Genomic DNA, 14,645 nt, shown 5'->3' on the forward strand with positions numbered 1-14,645 from the left:
CTACCGAAAAACCGTCGGATTGGCTAGGGCGCTTGGGTTTGCGGTTGGGTACTGTCGATGCTTTTGGCGTGCGCCCTTCAAGGAAACCTCACCGATGTCCATCGGAAAAAACTTCGCCGGCGTCATCGCCTTCATGAAAGTCGCGGCCAGCGAAAGCTTCAGCGAGGCAGCACGCGACCTGGGCATTTCAGTGCCTTCGGTGAGTCGCAGCATTACCCGCCTGGAAACCCAACTGGCGATCAAGCTGCTGGAACGCACGACCCACAGCGTAGCGGTCACGCAGGAAGGGCGCCGGTTTTTTCAAGAGTGCCTGCCCAGTGTCGAGCATCTGTTGCGCACGACCGAAGCGCTGAAACACGCTACCCAGTCGCCGTCCGGCGTAGTGCGCGTAAGCTCTACCGTGGGTTTTGGGCGCAAGTGCATTGCGCCGCTGTTGCCTGGGTTCTGTAAGTCCCACCCGGACATCACCCTCGAATTTGATCTGAATGATCGCCATGTGGATTTCGCCGAAGGTCGCGTGGATGTCGCGATTCGCAACGGGCGGCTGGAGGACGCCGATGTGATCGCCAGGCAACTGGCGCCGATGAGTTTCGTCACCTGCGCCGCGCCTGAGTACCTGCACTCAGCCGGCTACCCGCAGACCCTGGAAGACCTTGCGGCGCACAAGACTATCGCCTTTCGCCTGGCGCAGTCGGGCAAGCCGCATGTGTGGGAGTTTGAAGTCGACGGGCAGTTCATACGGCTGCCGTTGCCTTACAGCCAGTTGTTCAATGACCCGGAGCTAGTGGCGCTCGCGGCCGTAGCCGGCGGTGGTGTGGCACAGCTGGCCGGCTATCAGGCGCAGCACTGGATCGCGCAACAGCGTTTGATCGTATTGCTGCCGGGTTATGCGGCGCAGGCGCGGGGCAGGGGGCATTACATCTGCTATCGGCAGCGCGACAAGATACCGCTGCGAGTCAAGCTGTTCGTCGACTACATGGTGCAAGCCTTCCAGGCATGACCATTGGGTAAAAGGCTTTTGCCTGGGTGCCTAATTGTCGCGGGTGGCGATGGCTGGGCACTATCCGGGTGATATTTATCACCGGGAAATCAATATGTTAAGCAAAGCTATCAAACCCTGGCTGGAATGGCTGTGGCTGCTGCCGTTCGCCGCGGCGCTGTATTATCCGTGGGCGCTGGCGTGGAGTAACCAGGCGCATGTGGCAGGCGCCGGCACCCCGGTCGTCCTGGCGCTGATCCTGAGTGCCTATGCGGTGCCGCTGTTGGCGTTTGCCTGTGTGTATGTCACCGGTGTTCAACCGGTCATGAGCGCACGCCTGGTCCTGGCGCGACGCTTGTCGTGCCTGGCGGTGGCTGCGCCTCCTGCGTACACGCTTATGGGCGTCTTGCTGTACCTGATGAAAATCGAGGGCCACGACATCGCGGTATGGAGCGGGCTGTGGCTGGCGCTGGCGGGCTTTTTTGCGATGGTGTCGTCAACGGGCCCGAGCACCAGCCTGGTGACCTTGGACAAGACCTATATCAAGCTGCGTGTCGCCCACGGCATCGCCTCGGTGGCGATCCTGTTGGTGTTTCTCGCGCCGCACCTGTTCAACCACCTCCTGGGTGTACTGGGTACCGATGTGCATAAGTCGGTGATGGACGTGCTGCGACGGGTGTATCGCAATGGCTGGCTGGAGCCGGTGATCATTGTCACGTTTTTCTTTCAGATTCTCAGCGGGCTGGTGTTGATTCGCCCGAAGACCGTCACGCGTGCCGACCTGCTGGACGCGTTACAGACCGCCTCCGGCACCTATCTCTCGCTGTTTATCGCGTCCCATATCAACTCGGTGTTTACCCTGGCGCGTTACTTCGGCACCGACACCGATTACGCCTGGGCCGTGGCCGAGCCCGTGGGGTTATTGGCGGATCCATGGAGCATTCGGCTGCTGCCGCATTACTCGCTGGCGGTGTTCCTGCTGATTGGGCATCTGGGTTGTGGTTTGCGAGGTGTATTGCGTAATCACAATGTCAGCGAGTCACGCAGTTCGCTGTTGACCTGGCTGGTGATCGGCATGGGCGCCATAGTCACGATCATCATTACCAGCGGCATGCTGGGGGTCAGGGTTTAGGCTGTTTACGGCACCGTAAAAAGTATTGGCTTGTGTAATTCAAAGCGCTCAACGTATTATCCAAGATCTCTCTTGGTTATATGATTGGTGGGCATTGCGCCACTACACCGGAATCTGTCCTTCCTGCAATGGGCTTGAGTACGGCGTGAGGCTTAGGCTGCGATGGACTGCGCAGCGCTCGTGAATCCTGAACCGTTGGTGTATCCGGGACACTGCGGCGCTGGAATTGCGGTTGCTGCGCAGCCCATCGCAGCCTCTTTCTTACAGGCGGCGGGGCTGGATGCTGTAGGCGCAGCGCCGGTCCCCGGAAATCAAATGCTCGCGCCGCTCCACCACATTCTCATCGCCCAGGGCTGCCTGGAAGATCTGCAGTTCCGAGCGGCAGAACCCCTGGCATTTACGGGCGGCGACGCAGATCGGGCAGTGGTTCTCCACCAGCAGCCAGCCATCGTCCAGCGGCTCCATCTGCGCCATGTACCCGGCGCGTTCGCGAATCTGTACCAGGATCTCGACTTTCTCCCGCAAGGTCGACGCGGCGGAGCAGGCCTGGGTGTATTCGTGCCTGGCCGTCGCTTCCATGCTGGCGATGACTTTTTCCACGCCTTCGCTGCCAAAAATTCCTTCAATGGACTCGATCAGGTGCAACGTCAGTACGCTGTGGGAATCGGGGAATTTGCTTTGGGCGGTTTCGGTCAATGTCCACTTCAACGAGGGCCGGCCGGCACCCGAGATGGGGGCCGATACACCGACGATCAACTGCGCGACCTGCAACTTCTGGATTTGCTGGCGGGCGGCTTCGGAGGTGATTTCCAGCAGTGCAGCCAGGTCCGTGGTTTTCAGCGGGCCACGGGTCTTGAGCAGGAACAGAATGCGGTCCCCGGTGGATGCCTGGCTGTCGTCGGTGGGTGTGGCGTTCATAGATCGGGAATAACCATGGAAGTGACCGGCTCATTTGACCACAGCACGCATGTTGAGGCACCCCTTGATGCGCCTGAAGGTACGGTTCCAGTTGATTTGTATCGAAAGCATTCTGCTGGCCCATTACGCATTTTTCCCTCGCTACTATCGGCCGCCTGCCCAACCCACGAGGGAAAAGGAATGAGTGAGACCCCCGATAGCCTGAACACACCACCCGAGGGATACAGCGACTGGCTGACTGATCTCAAGAGTCGAATCCACTGCGCCCAGCAACGTGCCACCCTGGCGGTAAACCGCGAGTTGGTGTTGCTGTATTGGCAAATCGGCCAGGATATTCTGACCCGGCAGGCACGGCAGGGCTGGGGGACCAAGGTGATTGAGCGGCTGGCGCAGGATTTGCGTTCAGCGTTTCCGGAGATGAAAGGTTTTTCGCCGCGTAACCTGAAGTACATGCGTGCATTTGCGGAGGCGTGGCCGGATTCCGAATTTGTGCAACAGGCTGCTGCACAATTGCCTTGGGGCCATAATCTGGTGTTGCTGGACAGGTTGCCCGGCCCCGAAACCCGTCGCTGGTACATTGCACAGGCCATCGAACACAACTGGTCGCGCAACATCCTGGTGATGCAAATCGAAGGTCGCCTGCTGGAACGCAGCGGCAACGCGGTCAGCAACTTTGACGGACTGCTGCCCAAGGCGCAATCCGACCTGGCTCGCGAATCACTTAAAGATCCTTACCGTTTCGACTTCCTGGGCCTGTCCCTTGACGCGCAGGAGCGTGAAATCGAAAACGCCCTGGTCAAACATGTCACCGATTTTCTGCTGGAGCTGGGCGCCGGTTTTGCCTTCGTGGGACGGCAAGTATTGCTGGACGTAGGGGGCGAGGAGTTTTTCGTCGACCTGCTGTTTTATCACCTCAAGCTGAGGTGCTACGTGGTGATCGAACTCAAGGCCGGTAAATTCAAACCCGATCATCTGGGGCAGTTGGGCTTTTACCTCGCTGCGGTAGACGCCCAGCTCAAGCACCCGCAGGACAGCCCCACCATCGGCCTGCTGCTGTGCAAGAGCAAGAACGAAGTAGTGGCCGAATACGCTCTGCGTGACAGCTCCCGTCCTATTGGGGTTGCCGAGTATCAGCTGGTGGAATCACTGCCTGCAGAGCTGCAAACCAGCTTGCCGAGCATCGAACAGATTGAGCGTGAGCTGGCAAGTGATCGCCCTTCCATGGCGAGTGCTTCGTAGGACAGTGCCGACAGACTGGACATTGGCAATCGCGTCGGCACAATGAGCGCCTTGAAAGGAACTCACCCAAGGAAAGCCATGGCCCGCCGTATTCATTCTGCCTACCCAATGTTGTTGCTCACTGGCGTGCTGATGGGCGCGGGGATGCCTGCCAGTGGCGCGTCCTTTGATTGTAAAAAGGCCTCCACCACGGTGGAAAAGGCTATTTGCGCCAGCCCTGAATTAAGCGAACTCGACACTACGCTGGGCCTGTACTACAGCCAGGCAATGGCCAAACTGGCACCCGACCAGCGCGACGAATTGCGCCGTGGCCAGCGCACGTGGTTGCAGACTCGCAACGCATGTGCCGGTACCCCCGAACAATTGCCCGGCTGCCTGCAATCCCAACTGAGCCAGAGAGTGGTCGAGGTGGGTACGATCACCCACAAGGACACGGCAGCCGTTGACGCAATCATCGCCAGTATTCCGTACCATCCAGCCCAGGCAGCAGAAGGGCTTCGGCGCTACCCGATGAACGATCTGGCCGCCGCCTGGTTGGTCTACCTGCAGCGTTTTGAACCTGACAGTGGCGTTACGGAGAATGAGGCAGAGGAGAATCGCAAGCAGGTGCTCATAGCACTCAAGGAAGACAGTTTTCCCTGGTCGATCTGGCAGGACCTGCAGAATGATCCTGCTGTCAGCCGTGACCGGGTGATGTTGACCTTGTTGCGCATGATGATTGAGCGTCAGCAGTATCAGTTGTTCGCCGACGAGCGCCCGTATGTGCACTGCTTTGTCTTCAGCCGGCAGGGCGAGGTCGCGTATGAGTCGTTCGGGTCATTGTACGGCTCCACCCGCGACAGCTTCGCGCCGATCTGTGCCCCTCAGGGTGATCTGTTTTCACAGCCGGCGTGGAAGCGGTTGGACGACAGTTTGACCGAGCCTTTGTCCACGGCCTCGCAGAACGAGGGCACGATCCGCTTTGCCAGCTATGCCGACTGGAACGCTCTTTCGCTCAAGGCCACTGCGTCGCCTCGGCTGTTTCTCCAGCCAGGCGCCGCAGGCAAGACCCAGGATCCTGAATTAACGCTGCGCAACTGGGGCGCTGATAAACAATGGCCCGCCAAGCAACGCCAGCAGGCGCTGGCGGCCATTGAACCGGCGCGCCAAGTCACGAGCGAATGGTTGCAGCGCGAGCGGGGCTTCTCTGCTGCTGATGCCCGGCAAGCATCCCGGGAAATCGTTCGGCAGTGGTTGAACTTGCGCCTGGACTTTATCGGTGGCCCAAGCGAGCTCTAGTTTCTCAACTTCCCGATGCAGGCGCGGGTTTCTTGCCGCTCTTGCTGGACGGGTGCTGGGTCGAGGAGCCTTTGTTGCGCGTGCTCTTCACGCTTTTTGACGGCGCGGGCGCTTTGCTCTCAGTGTCCTTGCTGCCACTGCTGTCGGCCCCAGATGGGCTGCTGGGATAGGTGCCGGGCGGCAGTGCCGAGCCAGGAGCGCTGTTGCCGCTCAGGGCGGGCGCCTCGGGGGCAGTGTTGTCGCCGAAGGCTGCGTAGGCGGGGGCATACAGAACGAGCGCCAGGCTGGCGACAAGTACGATCCTTTGGGAAATGCTGGTCTTCATGACTCAATCCCTCTTGGCGATGGGGACCGAAGCCCGGAGCACATCCAGGCTTCGGCGACGCCTCAATCAAGACTTCTTGGAGCCTGGGGCGTGGCTATGAGCCCCGCCTTTTTTGCCCGCTTCAGAAGCCTTCTCGCGGTCATTGGCGAAGTTGCCGCCTGAACCCTGGCCGCCGCTTTTACGGTTTGTGTCTTTCTGGTCTTTGTGACCAGCACCTGGGGTAGTTTTTCCACTATTAGCCATTTTGAAAACCCTCAATGATGAGCGAATCAATGGTGTTGCCTAATTGGGAATCCTCCAGCCAATTCAAAGTTTGAAATAGTTTCCAGGCATGCGACGAATGGACATCAAGCCGCCATTGGCTTCGCGCCGGGTGCTTTCTTGTGCGCGGCTTTCATCGCTTCCATCTCCGCGCCCAGCTGTTCCAGCAAGGCCTTGCCCAACAGCTTCCTGGCCTGTGGGAACATCTCGCTTTCCTCTTCCTCGATATGGTGCTCCAACAGTTCCTTGACGACTTTCACCCGGCCGGAAAACTCGGTGGTGGAGGGCGAAGTCTGCTTCAGGTCCGGAAGGACGAGGGAGTCGACAGTGCGATGTTCTTCCTTGGCCTCGTGGTACATGATTTCCTGATCCTTGCCGCCGGCCTTGCGAAAAGCCGGGTAGAGGATTTCTTCCTCAAGGCGGGTGTGGAGGCTGATTTCCATTTCCAGCTTGGCCAGGAGCTCAGTGCGCTTCTTTACGCCGCGCTCGGTCGATTCACTGAGCTGGTTCAGGATGGCTTTGACGCGTTCGTGGTCGGCCTTGAGAAGATCAATGGCATTCATGGGTGACACCTCACGGGTAGCGAAAGGGCGGGTCGAATTGCCCGCCTGTGCAGACCTCTACAGCATGAGTTGTACCAAGTTGAACAAAATATTTATCTGCTTATAAAACAATAGGTTATGTGTGATAAAAAGCGGCTCTGGTCGTGCAGGTTGCACGGTCGAGTGGTGGCTTGCATGCATTAAACAATGCCTAGCCGCCGCTGACTTTCCAGTGCTTGATGTCGTCGGCAAACACGATCTGCTCGACCTCATGGGCAATCCCGTAGGCCAGTGACTCGTGGGCGGCGATGACTTTTTCCTCGGCCGAGAGGCACTTGAAAATATCCAGGTGGGTTTCGGCGCTGGCGGTTTCCAGTTCGTAGATTTTCACGTAGCGCGCCAGGTCGTTGTCCAGGCTCGACAGGTATTCCCGCAGGCGCTGGTGGTCTACCGAGTTCTGGTTGAAATACCAGTTCATCGGATGGATCAGGAAGCGCGAGTGTGGCGTGGTGATCCGGCGGTTTGCCGCCAGGAACATGATGATGCCCATGGACTCGATATTGCCCGCATTGATCGCACACAGCGGCACCGGCAGGGACTTGAGGAAGGTGTAGAGGGTAAAACCGAAATTGGTGCTGCCGCCGGTGGTCGACAGGTTCAACAGCAACGAACTGGCGCCTTGATCGATCGCGTCCAGGCAGCAATCACGAAAGCGCTCGGTGGTGCCCTGATCGATCTGGCAGTGAAAGTGGATGATGTGCTCGGTCATCCCGGGCCTCCAAGGGGTAAAAGGTAGTGTCCGTTTGAGTCTAGAAGGTTACGGCCCGTGTGCCGCAACCGTTGGGCGAGAGCCATCCGTTGCAATTTTAATGAACCCTCGGGCGCGTTGCTTGACCTAACGCATACGACCTCAGGAGGATGAATCATGCAAATCGAATATGTCTGGATTGGCTTGGCGGTGATTCTGGTGCTGCTGGAACTGTGGGCGATCAACAGCGTTCTGCGCAGTGGCAGTGGCTGGGAGACCAAGGGTTTATGGCTGGTGGTACTGATCTTCATGCCGCTGTTGGGGCTGATCCTCTGGGCGCTGTTTGGACCCAAGGGTGTGAACCGGGCGACACATGCCACTGAGCATGGCAAAGGCTAAGACAGAATCGAAAAAAAACAGGCGCCCGAGGGCGCCTGTTTGCATTGGCGGGCGTCAGGCCGCCAGTGTCTTGGCAATGGCCTCGTTGAACGCCGGCAAATCGTCGGGCGTGCGCGAGGTTATCAGGGTCCAGCCATTGGCCGGGCATTCCTTCACCTGCGTATCCACCCAGTTTGCTGCGCCGGCATTGACCAGGTCAGTGCGCACGCTTTTGTAGGAGGTGAGGGTCTTGCCGCCGATCACGCCGGCATCAATCAGGGCCCAAGGGCCATGGCAGATGGCGGCTACGGTTTTCCCGGCCTTGACGAAGTCGTTGATCAGCCGCAGTGCATCGGCGTCCTGGCGCAAGGTGTCGGCATTGACGGTGCCCCCGGGGATGACCAGTGCATCGAAGTCACTGCCGTGCAGGTCCGAGAGCTTGGCGTCGGACTCTACCGTCCTGTCTTTCTCGGTGTCCTTGAGAAAGGTCTGGGTGCTGCCACCTTTGCTGGAACCGTGGGTCACCGTGGCGCCGAAACCACGCAGGGCTTCCAGCGGCTTGAGCAACTCGTCGCGCTCGATACCGGTGTTGGAGGTGATGATCAGAATCTTCTTGCCGTGCAGTTGCGAACTCATGGTCGAGTGTCTCCTGAGTGGGTCAATGGTTAATTGGCGTGCTGGGACTGCAACTCCTTGGCCATCTTCAGATGGGTTTCGAGAGTCGGCAGGGTCTTCTCGGCAAAAGCCTTCAGTTCGGCGTTATCCGAGGAGGCGGCTTCTTTTTTGAACAGGGCCACGGTGTCTTCGTGGGCCTTTACCTGGTTGTCGGCGTAAGCCTTGTCAAAGGACTCTTCACGGATTTCCAGGATCATTTTCTTGGCCTTGTCGGTCAGGCTGGCGTCGTCCGGCACCTTGATGTCGAGCTTCGTCGCCAGGGCGGTCAGCTCCTGGTTGGCCTTGGTGTGGTCTGTGATCATGTGCTGGGCAAACGCCTTGATATCAGCGGCACCGCTCTTTTCCAGCGCCAGTTTGCCGGCTTCTACTTCGGTGATGCCGCCCTGGGCTGCGGCGTCAACGAAGTCATTGGAAGTGGCGGCCATGGCCACACCCATCGAGCCTGCGGCCAGCGCGAAGGTCAGTCCCATTTGTTTCATCAGCAAGTGCTTCATGATGCTTCTCCTGAAGAGTGGCGCGATGCCGTTACCTGACTGTTGAGCGGGTGCCTGAGCAAAAGGTTTAAATTAATTTGCGCTTATTTCTCCGGGCCGCAGCCCACGCAATTTCCTTGAACTATCAAAAAATCATGGGCTCTGCTGCATAACGGCTCCGCGCTGGAGCCTGATCTTTTAACAGCAGGAGAATCACCATGGGCACTGAAAAAACCACTGACAAAACCCCCAATGCAATCAGCTCCGAACAGGCGCAGAAAGGTCGCCAGCTTGACGAGAAGGACAGTTCCTTGCAGCGCCCAAACCCCAAGACTGAAACCGTTGATAAGGTGATCACGCCGACCTCCATCAAGGACACACAACGGCAAACCGACCAGATCAACGAGCAAGCCGCCAAGGCCGAGCGCAAGCTGGGTCAGTGAAGAACGGAGGCAGTCATGGGGCGATCCATCAGCGCCGGGGAACTGGGTATTGAGCTCAAGCCCGGTGATGACAACGCACTGTTCAAGTGGTTTGTCGCCAGCTTCCTGATGGGCAAGCGCATTCAGGCGCAGATCGCGGCGCAGGCCTATCAGGTGATTGTGGTGAAGCATGGCCGGGACACCCCGCGCAAACTGCAACACTGCACCTCTCGCGAACTGGTGGCCATGCTCGGTGAGGCGCATTACGTGCGTTACGACGAAAGCACCGCGCAACGCCTGCTCGACCTCAGCAGCAAGTTGAATGCGGAGTACGCGGGCAGGATCAGCCATATCCACGATGCCAGTGCCGACCGTGGGGAGTTTGAAAAACGCTTGAATGCGTTCGAGGGCGTCGGGCCGAAGACGGTGGAGATTTTCATGAGGGATGCGGCGTCGGTGTTGTTCTGATGCCGATTTTTCTCGGTTGTGCAGGTTGGAGCCTGCCTCGTGAGCAATGGCCAAGATTTCCCCGGCAGGGCACTCATCTGCAACGTTATGCCGCGTGCTTGAATGCGGTTGAAATCAACAGCTCCTTCTACCGCCCCCATCGCCCGCAGACCTACGCACGATGGGCGCAGTCAGTGCCGTCGGGCTTTGGTTTTTCGGTCAAGGTGCCACGGCACATCACCCATGAATTACGTCTGCGTGACTGCGATACGGCATTGGATGAGTTCCTTGCACAGTGCCTGCAATTGGGCGACCGCCTGGGCTGCCTGCTGGTGCAATTGCCGCCTTCTTTAAGCTACGACCCGATCATTGCCGGCGGCTTTTTCACAGCCTTGCGTCAACGCTTCCCTGGGCCTGTGGTGCTTGAGCCACGGCACGCCAGCTGGGTGCAGGCCGACGGGCTTTTGCGGGATTACCAGATAGGACGGGTCGCCGCCGACCCGCCGGTGATCGCTGATGGGGATGCACCGAAAGGCTGGCAAGGTGTGCGTTATTGGCGCCTGCATGGTTCGCCGCGTATTTATCACAGCGCTTACGAAACCGAGCGTTTGTGCGCGCTGGCCGAGGTATTGAGAGCCTCCCTGGAGGAGGGCATTCCGAGCTGGTGTATTTTCGATAATACGGCCAGCGGTCATGCGCTGGTCGATGCGCTTGCCCTTCAAGCGATGCTTGCCCCTCAGGCATCCACTTGCATCACCTCCAGCCCCAGGCATTCATAAGCCTCGACGCTGCCCGGCGGCACGTGCCACTCGGTAATCAGGGTATGAATGCGGCTGCACGGCGCCACCACAAATGGCTCCACGGCGCCCAGCTTGTCGGCCAGGGTGACTGCCACCACGTGGGAGGCGCTGTCGAGCATAGCCTGTTTCACCGCCACTTCCTCGAAGTGCAACGAGCTGATACCGACCTGTGGATGCAGTGCGCACACACCCGTGAACAGCAGGTCGGCCTTGATGCCCTGGATCAGCCGCAATGCTTCATGCCCGCTGGCGGCCATGGTCACCGGGTTGAGTTGGCCACCGGCAAGGATCACCGTCACATTGGGATGTTCGGACAACGCGATCGCAATCATCGGTGAGTGCGTGACGGCGGTCAGCTTGATGGAATGCGGTAGTGACTGGGCGATTTGCAGGGTGGTGGTACCGGAGTCGAACAGCACGATCTGGCCGTCCTCCACGCGATCGGCGGCGAGTTGCGCCAGGTGGCGTTTGGTCGCGGTGGTTTCGCCAAACCGGGTGAAGAAATCCTTGCCGGTGTCCTTGGGCCGTGGCAGCGCACCTCCATGCACGCGTTGCAGCAGACCGGCGGAGGCCAGTTCGCCAAGGTCGCGGCGAATGGTGTCCTGGGAAACGGCGAAATGCTCCACCAACTCCGAGGCAGTGACTTTACCGTCGCGCTCCAGCAGCAACAGGATTTTCTGTTTGCGCAGGGAGGGCAGGTCGATGGCAGCATGGGTGTTATGCATGTTTTTGCTCGTTGATGCGTGTTTATGCGAGATTAATCAGCATTAGGCGCAAACGCAATGGGTTGGGGTGTCGGTGATGCCCTGCCGAGTGAGCTGAGCACCATGGAAAAACCACACCCGGTCCGGTACCGAACCCCATGTTTCGATTCGCGAAGTGATGCAGGAGATTTTGCTGCCGCCAAGCTTTCCAGAAGGGCATTACCGAGCAAAATAATCGTAAAAAAGTAAAAAGAGTTGTCCACGAAAACCGTGGGTATCTCTGTGGATAACTTCGCTTGAGCCCGGCGGGTATGGCGATTTAACCTGCGGTTAATATTTGATCAGTCACTGTTTATGGCCAGTATGGGCAGGCTTTGCGCCTTGACAGGCACCGGCGAAACCGGTGCCGAAATGCAGATTTACGAGTCGTTTGGGCGCCCGGTGGAGGGCCCGGCAACCTGAGTGGCGCGCTTCGATTGCATCAGGCTGTCCAACGCCTGGCGATAACTGCTGCCGGCCAGTCGCATGCTGTCGTTATGAGTGGCACCGGGTACCAGCAACAGGTGTTTCGGCTGTTGGGCGGCGTCAAACAGTTGCTGGCTGAAGCGCGGTGGCACGAAGGCATCGGCGAGCCCGTGAACCACCAGCAGCGGCATGTGGATATCAGCGATCTTGTCAATGGAATCGAACTTCTGCGACAGCAGCCAGCGCACCGGCAATGACGTATTGGCTACTGCTGTGGCCACATCTGCCAGGGAGGTAAAGGTGGACTCGATGACCAGTCCGCGCACTGGCGGCGGCACCTGATTGTTCGCTGCCTGCTTGCCCAGTTCCACCGCGAGGTCGATGGCCACCGCGCCACCCAGGGAGTGCCCGTAGATGAGGCGCTTGGCAGGATCGGGTTGCAGCACCTGGAAGCGTTCCCAGGCAATGCGCGCGTCTTCGTACACGCTGGTTTCCGACGGCAGGTCGCCTCGACTCTGGCCGAAGCCGCGGTAGTCGATGGCCAGTACGGAAAAGCCCAGGGCCCGCAGCTGTTCGATGCGAAACAGTTGGCCAGTGAGGTTCCAGCGCACGCCGTGCAGGTAGAGAATTGCCGGCGCGTCCTTCTGTGCCGCTGGCCACCACCAGCCATGAATATTCTGCCCTGCCTTGAAACTCGCGGGTTTCAGGTCGAATTCCTGCACATCACGCGGCAACCCGCTGTACCAGCTGGCAGTGCCTGGCTCCACGCGAAACAGCAACTCGCGCTCCTTGTGTTGCAGCACGGCGCAACCCACGGGCAGGCCGATGATCAGGGCGGCCATGCACAGCAGGGGAAACCAGCGCAGGCCGAGACGGGACAGAAAACGTGAAGACATGAAGGTTCCAGGACACAGGCGAAGCACGGGTTTTAACAGATGCCCTGGCCGCGCAGGAAATATTCAGACGGTCGTCACCGGACATTGCTTGCAAAGTATTACATCGCCTCATCCAGCAGAGAAAAGAAGTGCCCGGCCAAGGGCGAAGGATTGTCGGTGTTCCAGTTGAGGTAGAGCCCGATGCTGGAGGACGCGGCGGTGAGGGGCACAAACGCCACTTTGTCACGGGGCATCGAACGGGCAATGGACTGCGGCACCAGCGCCACACCAAACCCGCACGCCACCAGGCCAATCAGGGTGGGTAATTGATCGGCTTCCTGGACCACCCTTGGAGAGAAGCCCGCGGCCTCGCATAAAGCGATCAACTGGTGGTGATAGCCACTGCCCAATGCCTGGGGCGTGAACACAAAATCGGCGCCGGCAAAGTCCTTCAGCTCGATAGCGGCGTCATCCGCATTCGGATGGTCTGCGGGCAGCGCCAGCAGGATCGGTTCATCCAGCAGCAGCCGGGATTCGATGTTATCTGCCTGGCCTGGCAGGTAGCGCAAAAAAGCGATATCGGTATCACCACTCAACAAGGCCTTGGCCTGGTTGGCAGAGGGCATTTCCTTGATCACCAACTGAACCCTGGGGAACGCCAGGCGAAACTGCCTGAGGGTATCCAGCAACCACGGATAGCCGGTGATCGACACCGAGGTGATGGTGAGTGTGCCGGCGGTTCCCTGGGACACCTGCCGGGCTTGCTCAATGCCTTGCTGCAATTGCCCGAGGACGGTGTAGGCCGTCTGAAGAAACGCCGCCCCGGCTGGCAGCAGCTTCACGCCACGACGGTCACGCTGCAGCAGGGCAAACCCCAACTTTGCCTCCAGGCGATTGATCGCCTGGCTCAACGCTGGCTGCGCCATATGCAGGCGCTCCGCGGCCTGGTGAAAGTGCAGCGCTTCGGCAACGGCAACGAACTGGCGCAACAGGCGGGTTTCGATCATCTGGGCTGTTCCTTCAGGTAGATGGCGGTGTGGGGCTTGATACGGCGCAGGTATCAATATCGCTGTTTTTCAGTATTAAACAGGACGGCCACGGGTTGTTAGGGTGGAGTGCCTATCAGGAGAACGCGACGATGGACTTTACAGGTAAAACCGCAATCGTGACCGGTGCCGCCCGTGGCTTGGGGTTCAGCTATGCGCGCGAGTTGGCGCGACTCGGCGCGCAGGTGGTAATCAGTGATATCGGTGCCGACACCCTCGGCGATGGGGCTGATCCCCAGGTGGTACAGGCGGCCGCGCTGGCGCTGCAGGGTGAAGGCCTGCGGGTGGTTGGCCACGCGGGTGACCTGTCCGGCGAAGCGGGGTGTGGAGCGCTGATCGAGTGCGCCATCACGCATTTCGGGCAGCTCGATATCCTGATCCACAATGCTGGCTGGGTCGGCTATCAGCCCATCGAGGCCGCCGACGAGGCTTTCATCCGGCGGGCCATGGACGTCAATGTCTATGCACCGATCTGGCTGTGCAAACACGCGTGGCAGCACCTCACGCGATCTGCCGCACCCCGCATTGTGCTGACCACCTCCGACCGTGCGATGTATACGCGCTACGTCCAGCCGGGCCTTGCGGCCTACAGCGCGGGTAAGATGGCGCAACTGGGGATCATGAATGCCTTGAGCGGGGAAGGGGCGGAGGCCGGGATCCTGGTCAATGCCATCTCACCCGTGGCCAAGACCCGCATGTGGGGCGTGACCGGCGAGCCGCACAACCTCAAGCCGGAATGGGTCACGCCTGGGGTGATCTTCCTGGCTTCGGCTGCGTGCCAGGACAGCGGCTATATCCTGCGTGCCAGCAACGGTCAGTTCACCGCCACGCGGTTCGCTGAAAATCCGGGGGTCGAGTATCCGGTTGACCTGGCGCGGGTCAACGCCTCGGACGCTGCGCAAGTCGCCGCGTTATGGCAAGCCATCAAGGACTGTTGA

Annotated in this window: 18 protein-coding genes and 1 pseudogene; 9 read left to right on the forward strand and 10 right to left on the reverse strand. The window is 59.3% G+C overall.

The features are described 5' to 3' along the window. Positions 1 to 94 precede the first annotated feature (94 nt). Positions 95 to 1,000 carry a LysR family transcriptional regulator gene (locus ACIOMR_RS00590; protein WP_003207388.1) on the forward strand — a complete coding sequence of 302 codons (906 nt, stop codon included), beginning with the start codon at positions 95 to 97 and terminating at the stop codon, positions 998 to 1,000. A gap of 94 nt (positions 1,001 to 1,094) precedes the next feature. Then, the gene (locus ACIOMR_RS00595; RefSeq protein WP_087692417.1) at positions 1,095 to 2,111 is read left to right on the forward strand and encodes a hypothetical protein; all 1,017 of its coding nucleotides are present in this window, start codon (positions 1,095 to 1,097) and stop codon (positions 2,109 to 2,111) included. 261 nt (positions 2,112 to 2,372) lie between these two features. On the opposite strand, the gene ACIOMR_RS00600 is transcribed toward ACIOMR_RS00595, so the two are convergent. After that, positions 2,373 to 3,029, reverse strand: coding sequence for a metalloregulator ArsR/SmtB family transcription factor (locus ACIOMR_RS00600; protein ID WP_003207391.1), 657 nt, complete (start codon positions 3,027 to 3,029; stop codon positions 2,373 to 2,375). Positions 3,030 to 3,209: 180 nt separating this feature from the next. Between ACIOMR_RS00600 and ACIOMR_RS00605 the strand changes: the two genes are divergently transcribed. Further along, positions 3,210 to 4,268, forward strand: a complete 1,059-nt coding sequence (locus ACIOMR_RS00605; RefSeq protein WP_087692415.1) for a YhcG family protein — start codon at positions 3,210 to 3,212, stop codon at positions 4,266 to 4,268. A gap of 78 nt (positions 4,269 to 4,346) precedes the next feature. Next, positions 4,347 to 5,546, forward strand: coding sequence for a lysozyme inhibitor LprI family protein (locus ACIOMR_RS00610; protein WP_401191902.1), 1,200 nt, complete (start codon positions 4,347 to 4,349; stop codon positions 5,544 to 5,546). Positions 5,547 to 5,550: 4 nt separating this feature from the next. Here the strand turns inward: ACIOMR_RS00610 and ACIOMR_RS00615 are convergent, their stop codons facing one another. The 4 genes and pseudogenes from ACIOMR_RS00615 to ACIOMR_RS00630 all read right to left on the reverse strand — a co-directional run bounded on the left by ACIOMR_RS00615 (position 5,551) and on the right by ACIOMR_RS00630 (position 7,443). Next, positions 5,551 to 5,871: a hypothetical protein gene (locus ACIOMR_RS00615; protein ID WP_401191626.1), complete on the reverse strand. Its 321-nt coding sequence runs from the start codon at positions 5,869 to 5,871 to the stop codon at positions 5,551 to 5,553. A gap of 66 nt (positions 5,872 to 5,937) precedes the next feature. Then, a pseudogene (locus ACIOMR_RS00620) lies at positions 5,938 to 6,051 on the reverse strand (general stress protein); the annotation flags it as partial. 167 nt (positions 6,052 to 6,218) lie between these two features. Then, complete coding sequence (locus ACIOMR_RS00625) at positions 6,219 to 6,695, reverse strand: hemerythrin domain-containing protein (protein WP_401191629.1); 477 nt, start codon at positions 6,693 to 6,695, stop codon at positions 6,219 to 6,221. A gap of 190 nt (positions 6,696 to 6,885) precedes the next feature. Further along, a complete protein-coding gene (locus ACIOMR_RS00630; protein ID WP_008435011.1) occupies positions 6,886 to 7,443 on the reverse strand; it encodes an ATP-dependent Clp protease proteolytic subunit in 558 nt (185 codons plus the stop codon). A gap of 156 nt (positions 7,444 to 7,599) precedes the next feature. Here ACIOMR_RS00630 and ACIOMR_RS00635 point away from each other — a divergent pair, with 156 nt between their 5' ends. Continuing rightward, positions 7,600 to 7,821, forward strand: coding sequence for a PLD nuclease N-terminal domain-containing protein (locus ACIOMR_RS00635; RefSeq protein WP_003207401.1), 222 nt, complete (start codon positions 7,600 to 7,602; stop codon positions 7,819 to 7,821). A gap of 54 nt (positions 7,822 to 7,875) precedes the next feature. Here ACIOMR_RS00635 and ACIOMR_RS00640 read toward each other — a convergent pair whose 3' ends face one another. Together ACIOMR_RS00640 and ACIOMR_RS00645 are read right to left on the reverse strand one after the other, a co-directional pair. After that, the gene (locus ACIOMR_RS00640) at positions 7,876 to 8,436 is read right to left on the reverse strand and encodes a type 1 glutamine amidotransferase domain-containing protein (protein WP_003207402.1); all 561 of its coding nucleotides are present in this window, start codon (positions 8,434 to 8,436) and stop codon (positions 7,876 to 7,878) included. A 29-nt stretch (positions 8,437 to 8,465) separates the two neighbouring features. Beyond that, positions 8,466 to 8,969, reverse strand: a complete 504-nt coding sequence (locus tag ACIOMR_RS00645; RefSeq protein ID WP_003207404.1) for a DUF4142 domain-containing protein — start codon at positions 8,967 to 8,969, stop codon at positions 8,466 to 8,468. 197 nt (positions 8,970 to 9,166) lie between these two features. Here ACIOMR_RS00645 and ACIOMR_RS00650 point away from each other — a divergent pair, with 197 nt between their 5' ends. Genes ACIOMR_RS00650 through ACIOMR_RS00660 form a run of 3 tightly spaced genes read left to right on the forward strand, consistent with a single transcriptional unit; the run spans position 9,167 to position 10,596 of the window. After that, a complete protein-coding gene (locus tag ACIOMR_RS00650; RefSeq protein ID WP_177019971.1) occupies positions 9,167 to 9,391 on the forward strand; it encodes a hypothetical protein in 225 nt (74 codons plus the stop codon). Positions 9,392 to 9,406: 15 nt separating this feature from the next. Continuing rightward, on the forward strand, positions 9,407 to 9,838 hold the full coding sequence (locus tag ACIOMR_RS00655) for a hypothetical protein (protein WP_003207407.1): 432 nt from the start codon (positions 9,407 to 9,409) through the stop codon (positions 9,836 to 9,838). After that, entirely contained in the window at positions 9,838 to 10,596 is a 759-nt protein-coding gene (locus tag ACIOMR_RS00660) for a DUF72 domain-containing protein (RefSeq protein WP_401191636.1), read from the forward strand. Before ACIOMR_RS00655 ends, ACIOMR_RS00660 begins: the two co-directional genes overlap by 1 nt. Here ACIOMR_RS00660 and ACIOMR_RS00665 read toward each other — a convergent pair. From ACIOMR_RS00665 to ACIOMR_RS00675, 3 genes are all read right to left on the reverse strand, one after another. After that, positions 10,554 to 11,342: a DeoR/GlpR family DNA-binding transcription regulator gene (locus ACIOMR_RS00665; protein WP_003207411.1), complete on the reverse strand. Its 789-nt coding sequence runs from the start codon at positions 11,340 to 11,342 to the stop codon at positions 10,554 to 10,556. The genes ACIOMR_RS00660 and ACIOMR_RS00665 overlap by 43 nt on opposite strands. Positions 11,343 to 11,740: 398 nt before the next feature. Further along, the gene (locus ACIOMR_RS00670) at positions 11,741 to 12,682 is read right to left on the reverse strand and encodes an alpha/beta hydrolase (protein ID WP_003207412.1); all 942 of its coding nucleotides are present in this window, start codon (positions 12,680 to 12,682) and stop codon (positions 11,741 to 11,743) included. A gap of 98 nt (positions 12,683 to 12,780) precedes the next feature. Beyond that, the gene (locus ACIOMR_RS00675; RefSeq protein ID WP_401191640.1) at positions 12,781 to 13,668 is read right to left on the reverse strand and encodes a LysR family transcriptional regulator; all 888 of its coding nucleotides are present in this window, start codon (positions 13,666 to 13,668) and stop codon (positions 12,781 to 12,783) included. Between the two features lie 131 nt (positions 13,669 to 13,799). Here ACIOMR_RS00675 and ACIOMR_RS00680 point away from each other — a divergent pair, with 131 nt between their 5' ends. Further along, positions 13,800 to 14,645 (forward strand): SDR family NAD(P)-dependent oxidoreductase, encoded by an 846-nt coding sequence (locus ACIOMR_RS00680; protein ID WP_401191643.1) that lies wholly within the window; start codon positions 13,800 to 13,802, stop codon positions 14,643 to 14,645.

Origin of the sequence: Pseudomonas sp. NPDC087814, from assembly GCF_044742865.1 — a bacterium.
Lineage (GTDB): Bacteria > Pseudomonadota > Gammaproteobacteria > Pseudomonadales > Pseudomonadaceae > Aquipseudomonas.

Excerpts from the sequence above, each read along its gene's own strand:
- ACIOMR_RS00590 (WP_003207388.1), top strand. The coding sequence starts at position 95 with ATGTCCATCGGAAAAAACTTCGCCGGCGTCATCGCCTTCATGAAAGTC.
- ACIOMR_RS00595 (WP_087692417.1), top strand. The coding sequence starts at position 1,095 with ATGTTAAGCAAAGCTATCAAACCCTGGCTGGAATGGCTGTGGCTGCTG.
- ACIOMR_RS00600 (WP_003207391.1), bottom strand. The coding sequence starts at position 3,029 with ATGAACGCCACACCCACCGACGACAGCCAGGCATCCACCGGGGACCGC.
- ACIOMR_RS00605 (WP_087692415.1), top strand. The coding sequence starts at position 3,210 with ATGAGTGAGACCCCCGATAGCCTGAACACACCACCCGAGGGATACAGC.
- ACIOMR_RS00610 (WP_401191902.1), top strand. The coding sequence starts at position 4,347 with ATGGCCCGCCGTATTCATTCTGCCTACCCAATGTTGTTGCTCACTGGC.
- ACIOMR_RS00615 (WP_401191626.1), bottom strand. The coding sequence starts at position 5,871 with ATGAAGACCAGCATTTCCCAAAGGATCGTACTTGTCGCCAGCCTGGCG.
- ACIOMR_RS00625 (WP_401191629.1), bottom strand. The coding sequence starts at position 6,695 with ATGAATGCCATTGATCTTCTCAAGGCCGACCACGAACGCGTCAAAGCC.
- ACIOMR_RS00630 (WP_008435011.1), bottom strand. The coding sequence starts at position 7,443 with ATGACCGAGCACATCATCCACTTTCACTGCCAGATCGATCAGGGCACC.
- ACIOMR_RS00635 (WP_003207401.1), top strand. The coding sequence starts at position 7,600 with ATGCAAATCGAATATGTCTGGATTGGCTTGGCGGTGATTCTGGTGCTG.
- ACIOMR_RS00640 (WP_003207402.1), bottom strand. The coding sequence starts at position 8,436 with ATGAGTTCGCAACTGCACGGCAAGAAGATTCTGATCATCACCTCCAAC.
- ACIOMR_RS00645 (WP_003207404.1), bottom strand. The coding sequence starts at position 8,969 with ATGAAGCACTTGCTGATGAAACAAATGGGACTGACCTTCGCGCTGGCC.
- ACIOMR_RS00650 (WP_177019971.1), top strand. The coding sequence starts at position 9,167 with ATGGGCACTGAAAAAACCACTGACAAAACCCCCAATGCAATCAGCTCC.
- ACIOMR_RS00655 (WP_003207407.1), top strand. The coding sequence starts at position 9,407 with ATGGGGCGATCCATCAGCGCCGGGGAACTGGGTATTGAGCTCAAGCCC.
- ACIOMR_RS00660 (WP_401191636.1), top strand. The coding sequence starts at position 9,838 with ATGCCGATTTTTCTCGGTTGTGCAGGTTGGAGCCTGCCTCGTGAGCAA.
- ACIOMR_RS00665 (WP_003207411.1), bottom strand. The coding sequence starts at position 11,342 with ATGCATAACACCCATGCTGCCATCGACCTGCCCTCCCTGCGCAAACAG.
- ACIOMR_RS00670 (WP_003207412.1), bottom strand. The coding sequence starts at position 12,682 with ATGTCTTCACGTTTTCTGTCCCGTCTCGGCCTGCGCTGGTTTCCCCTG.
- ACIOMR_RS00675 (WP_401191640.1), bottom strand. The coding sequence starts at position 13,668 with ATGATCGAAACCCGCCTGTTGCGCCAGTTCGTTGCCGTTGCCGAAGCG.
- ACIOMR_RS00680 (WP_401191643.1), top strand. The coding sequence starts at position 13,800 with ATGGACTTTACAGGTAAAACCGCAATCGTGACCGGTGCCGCCCGTGGC.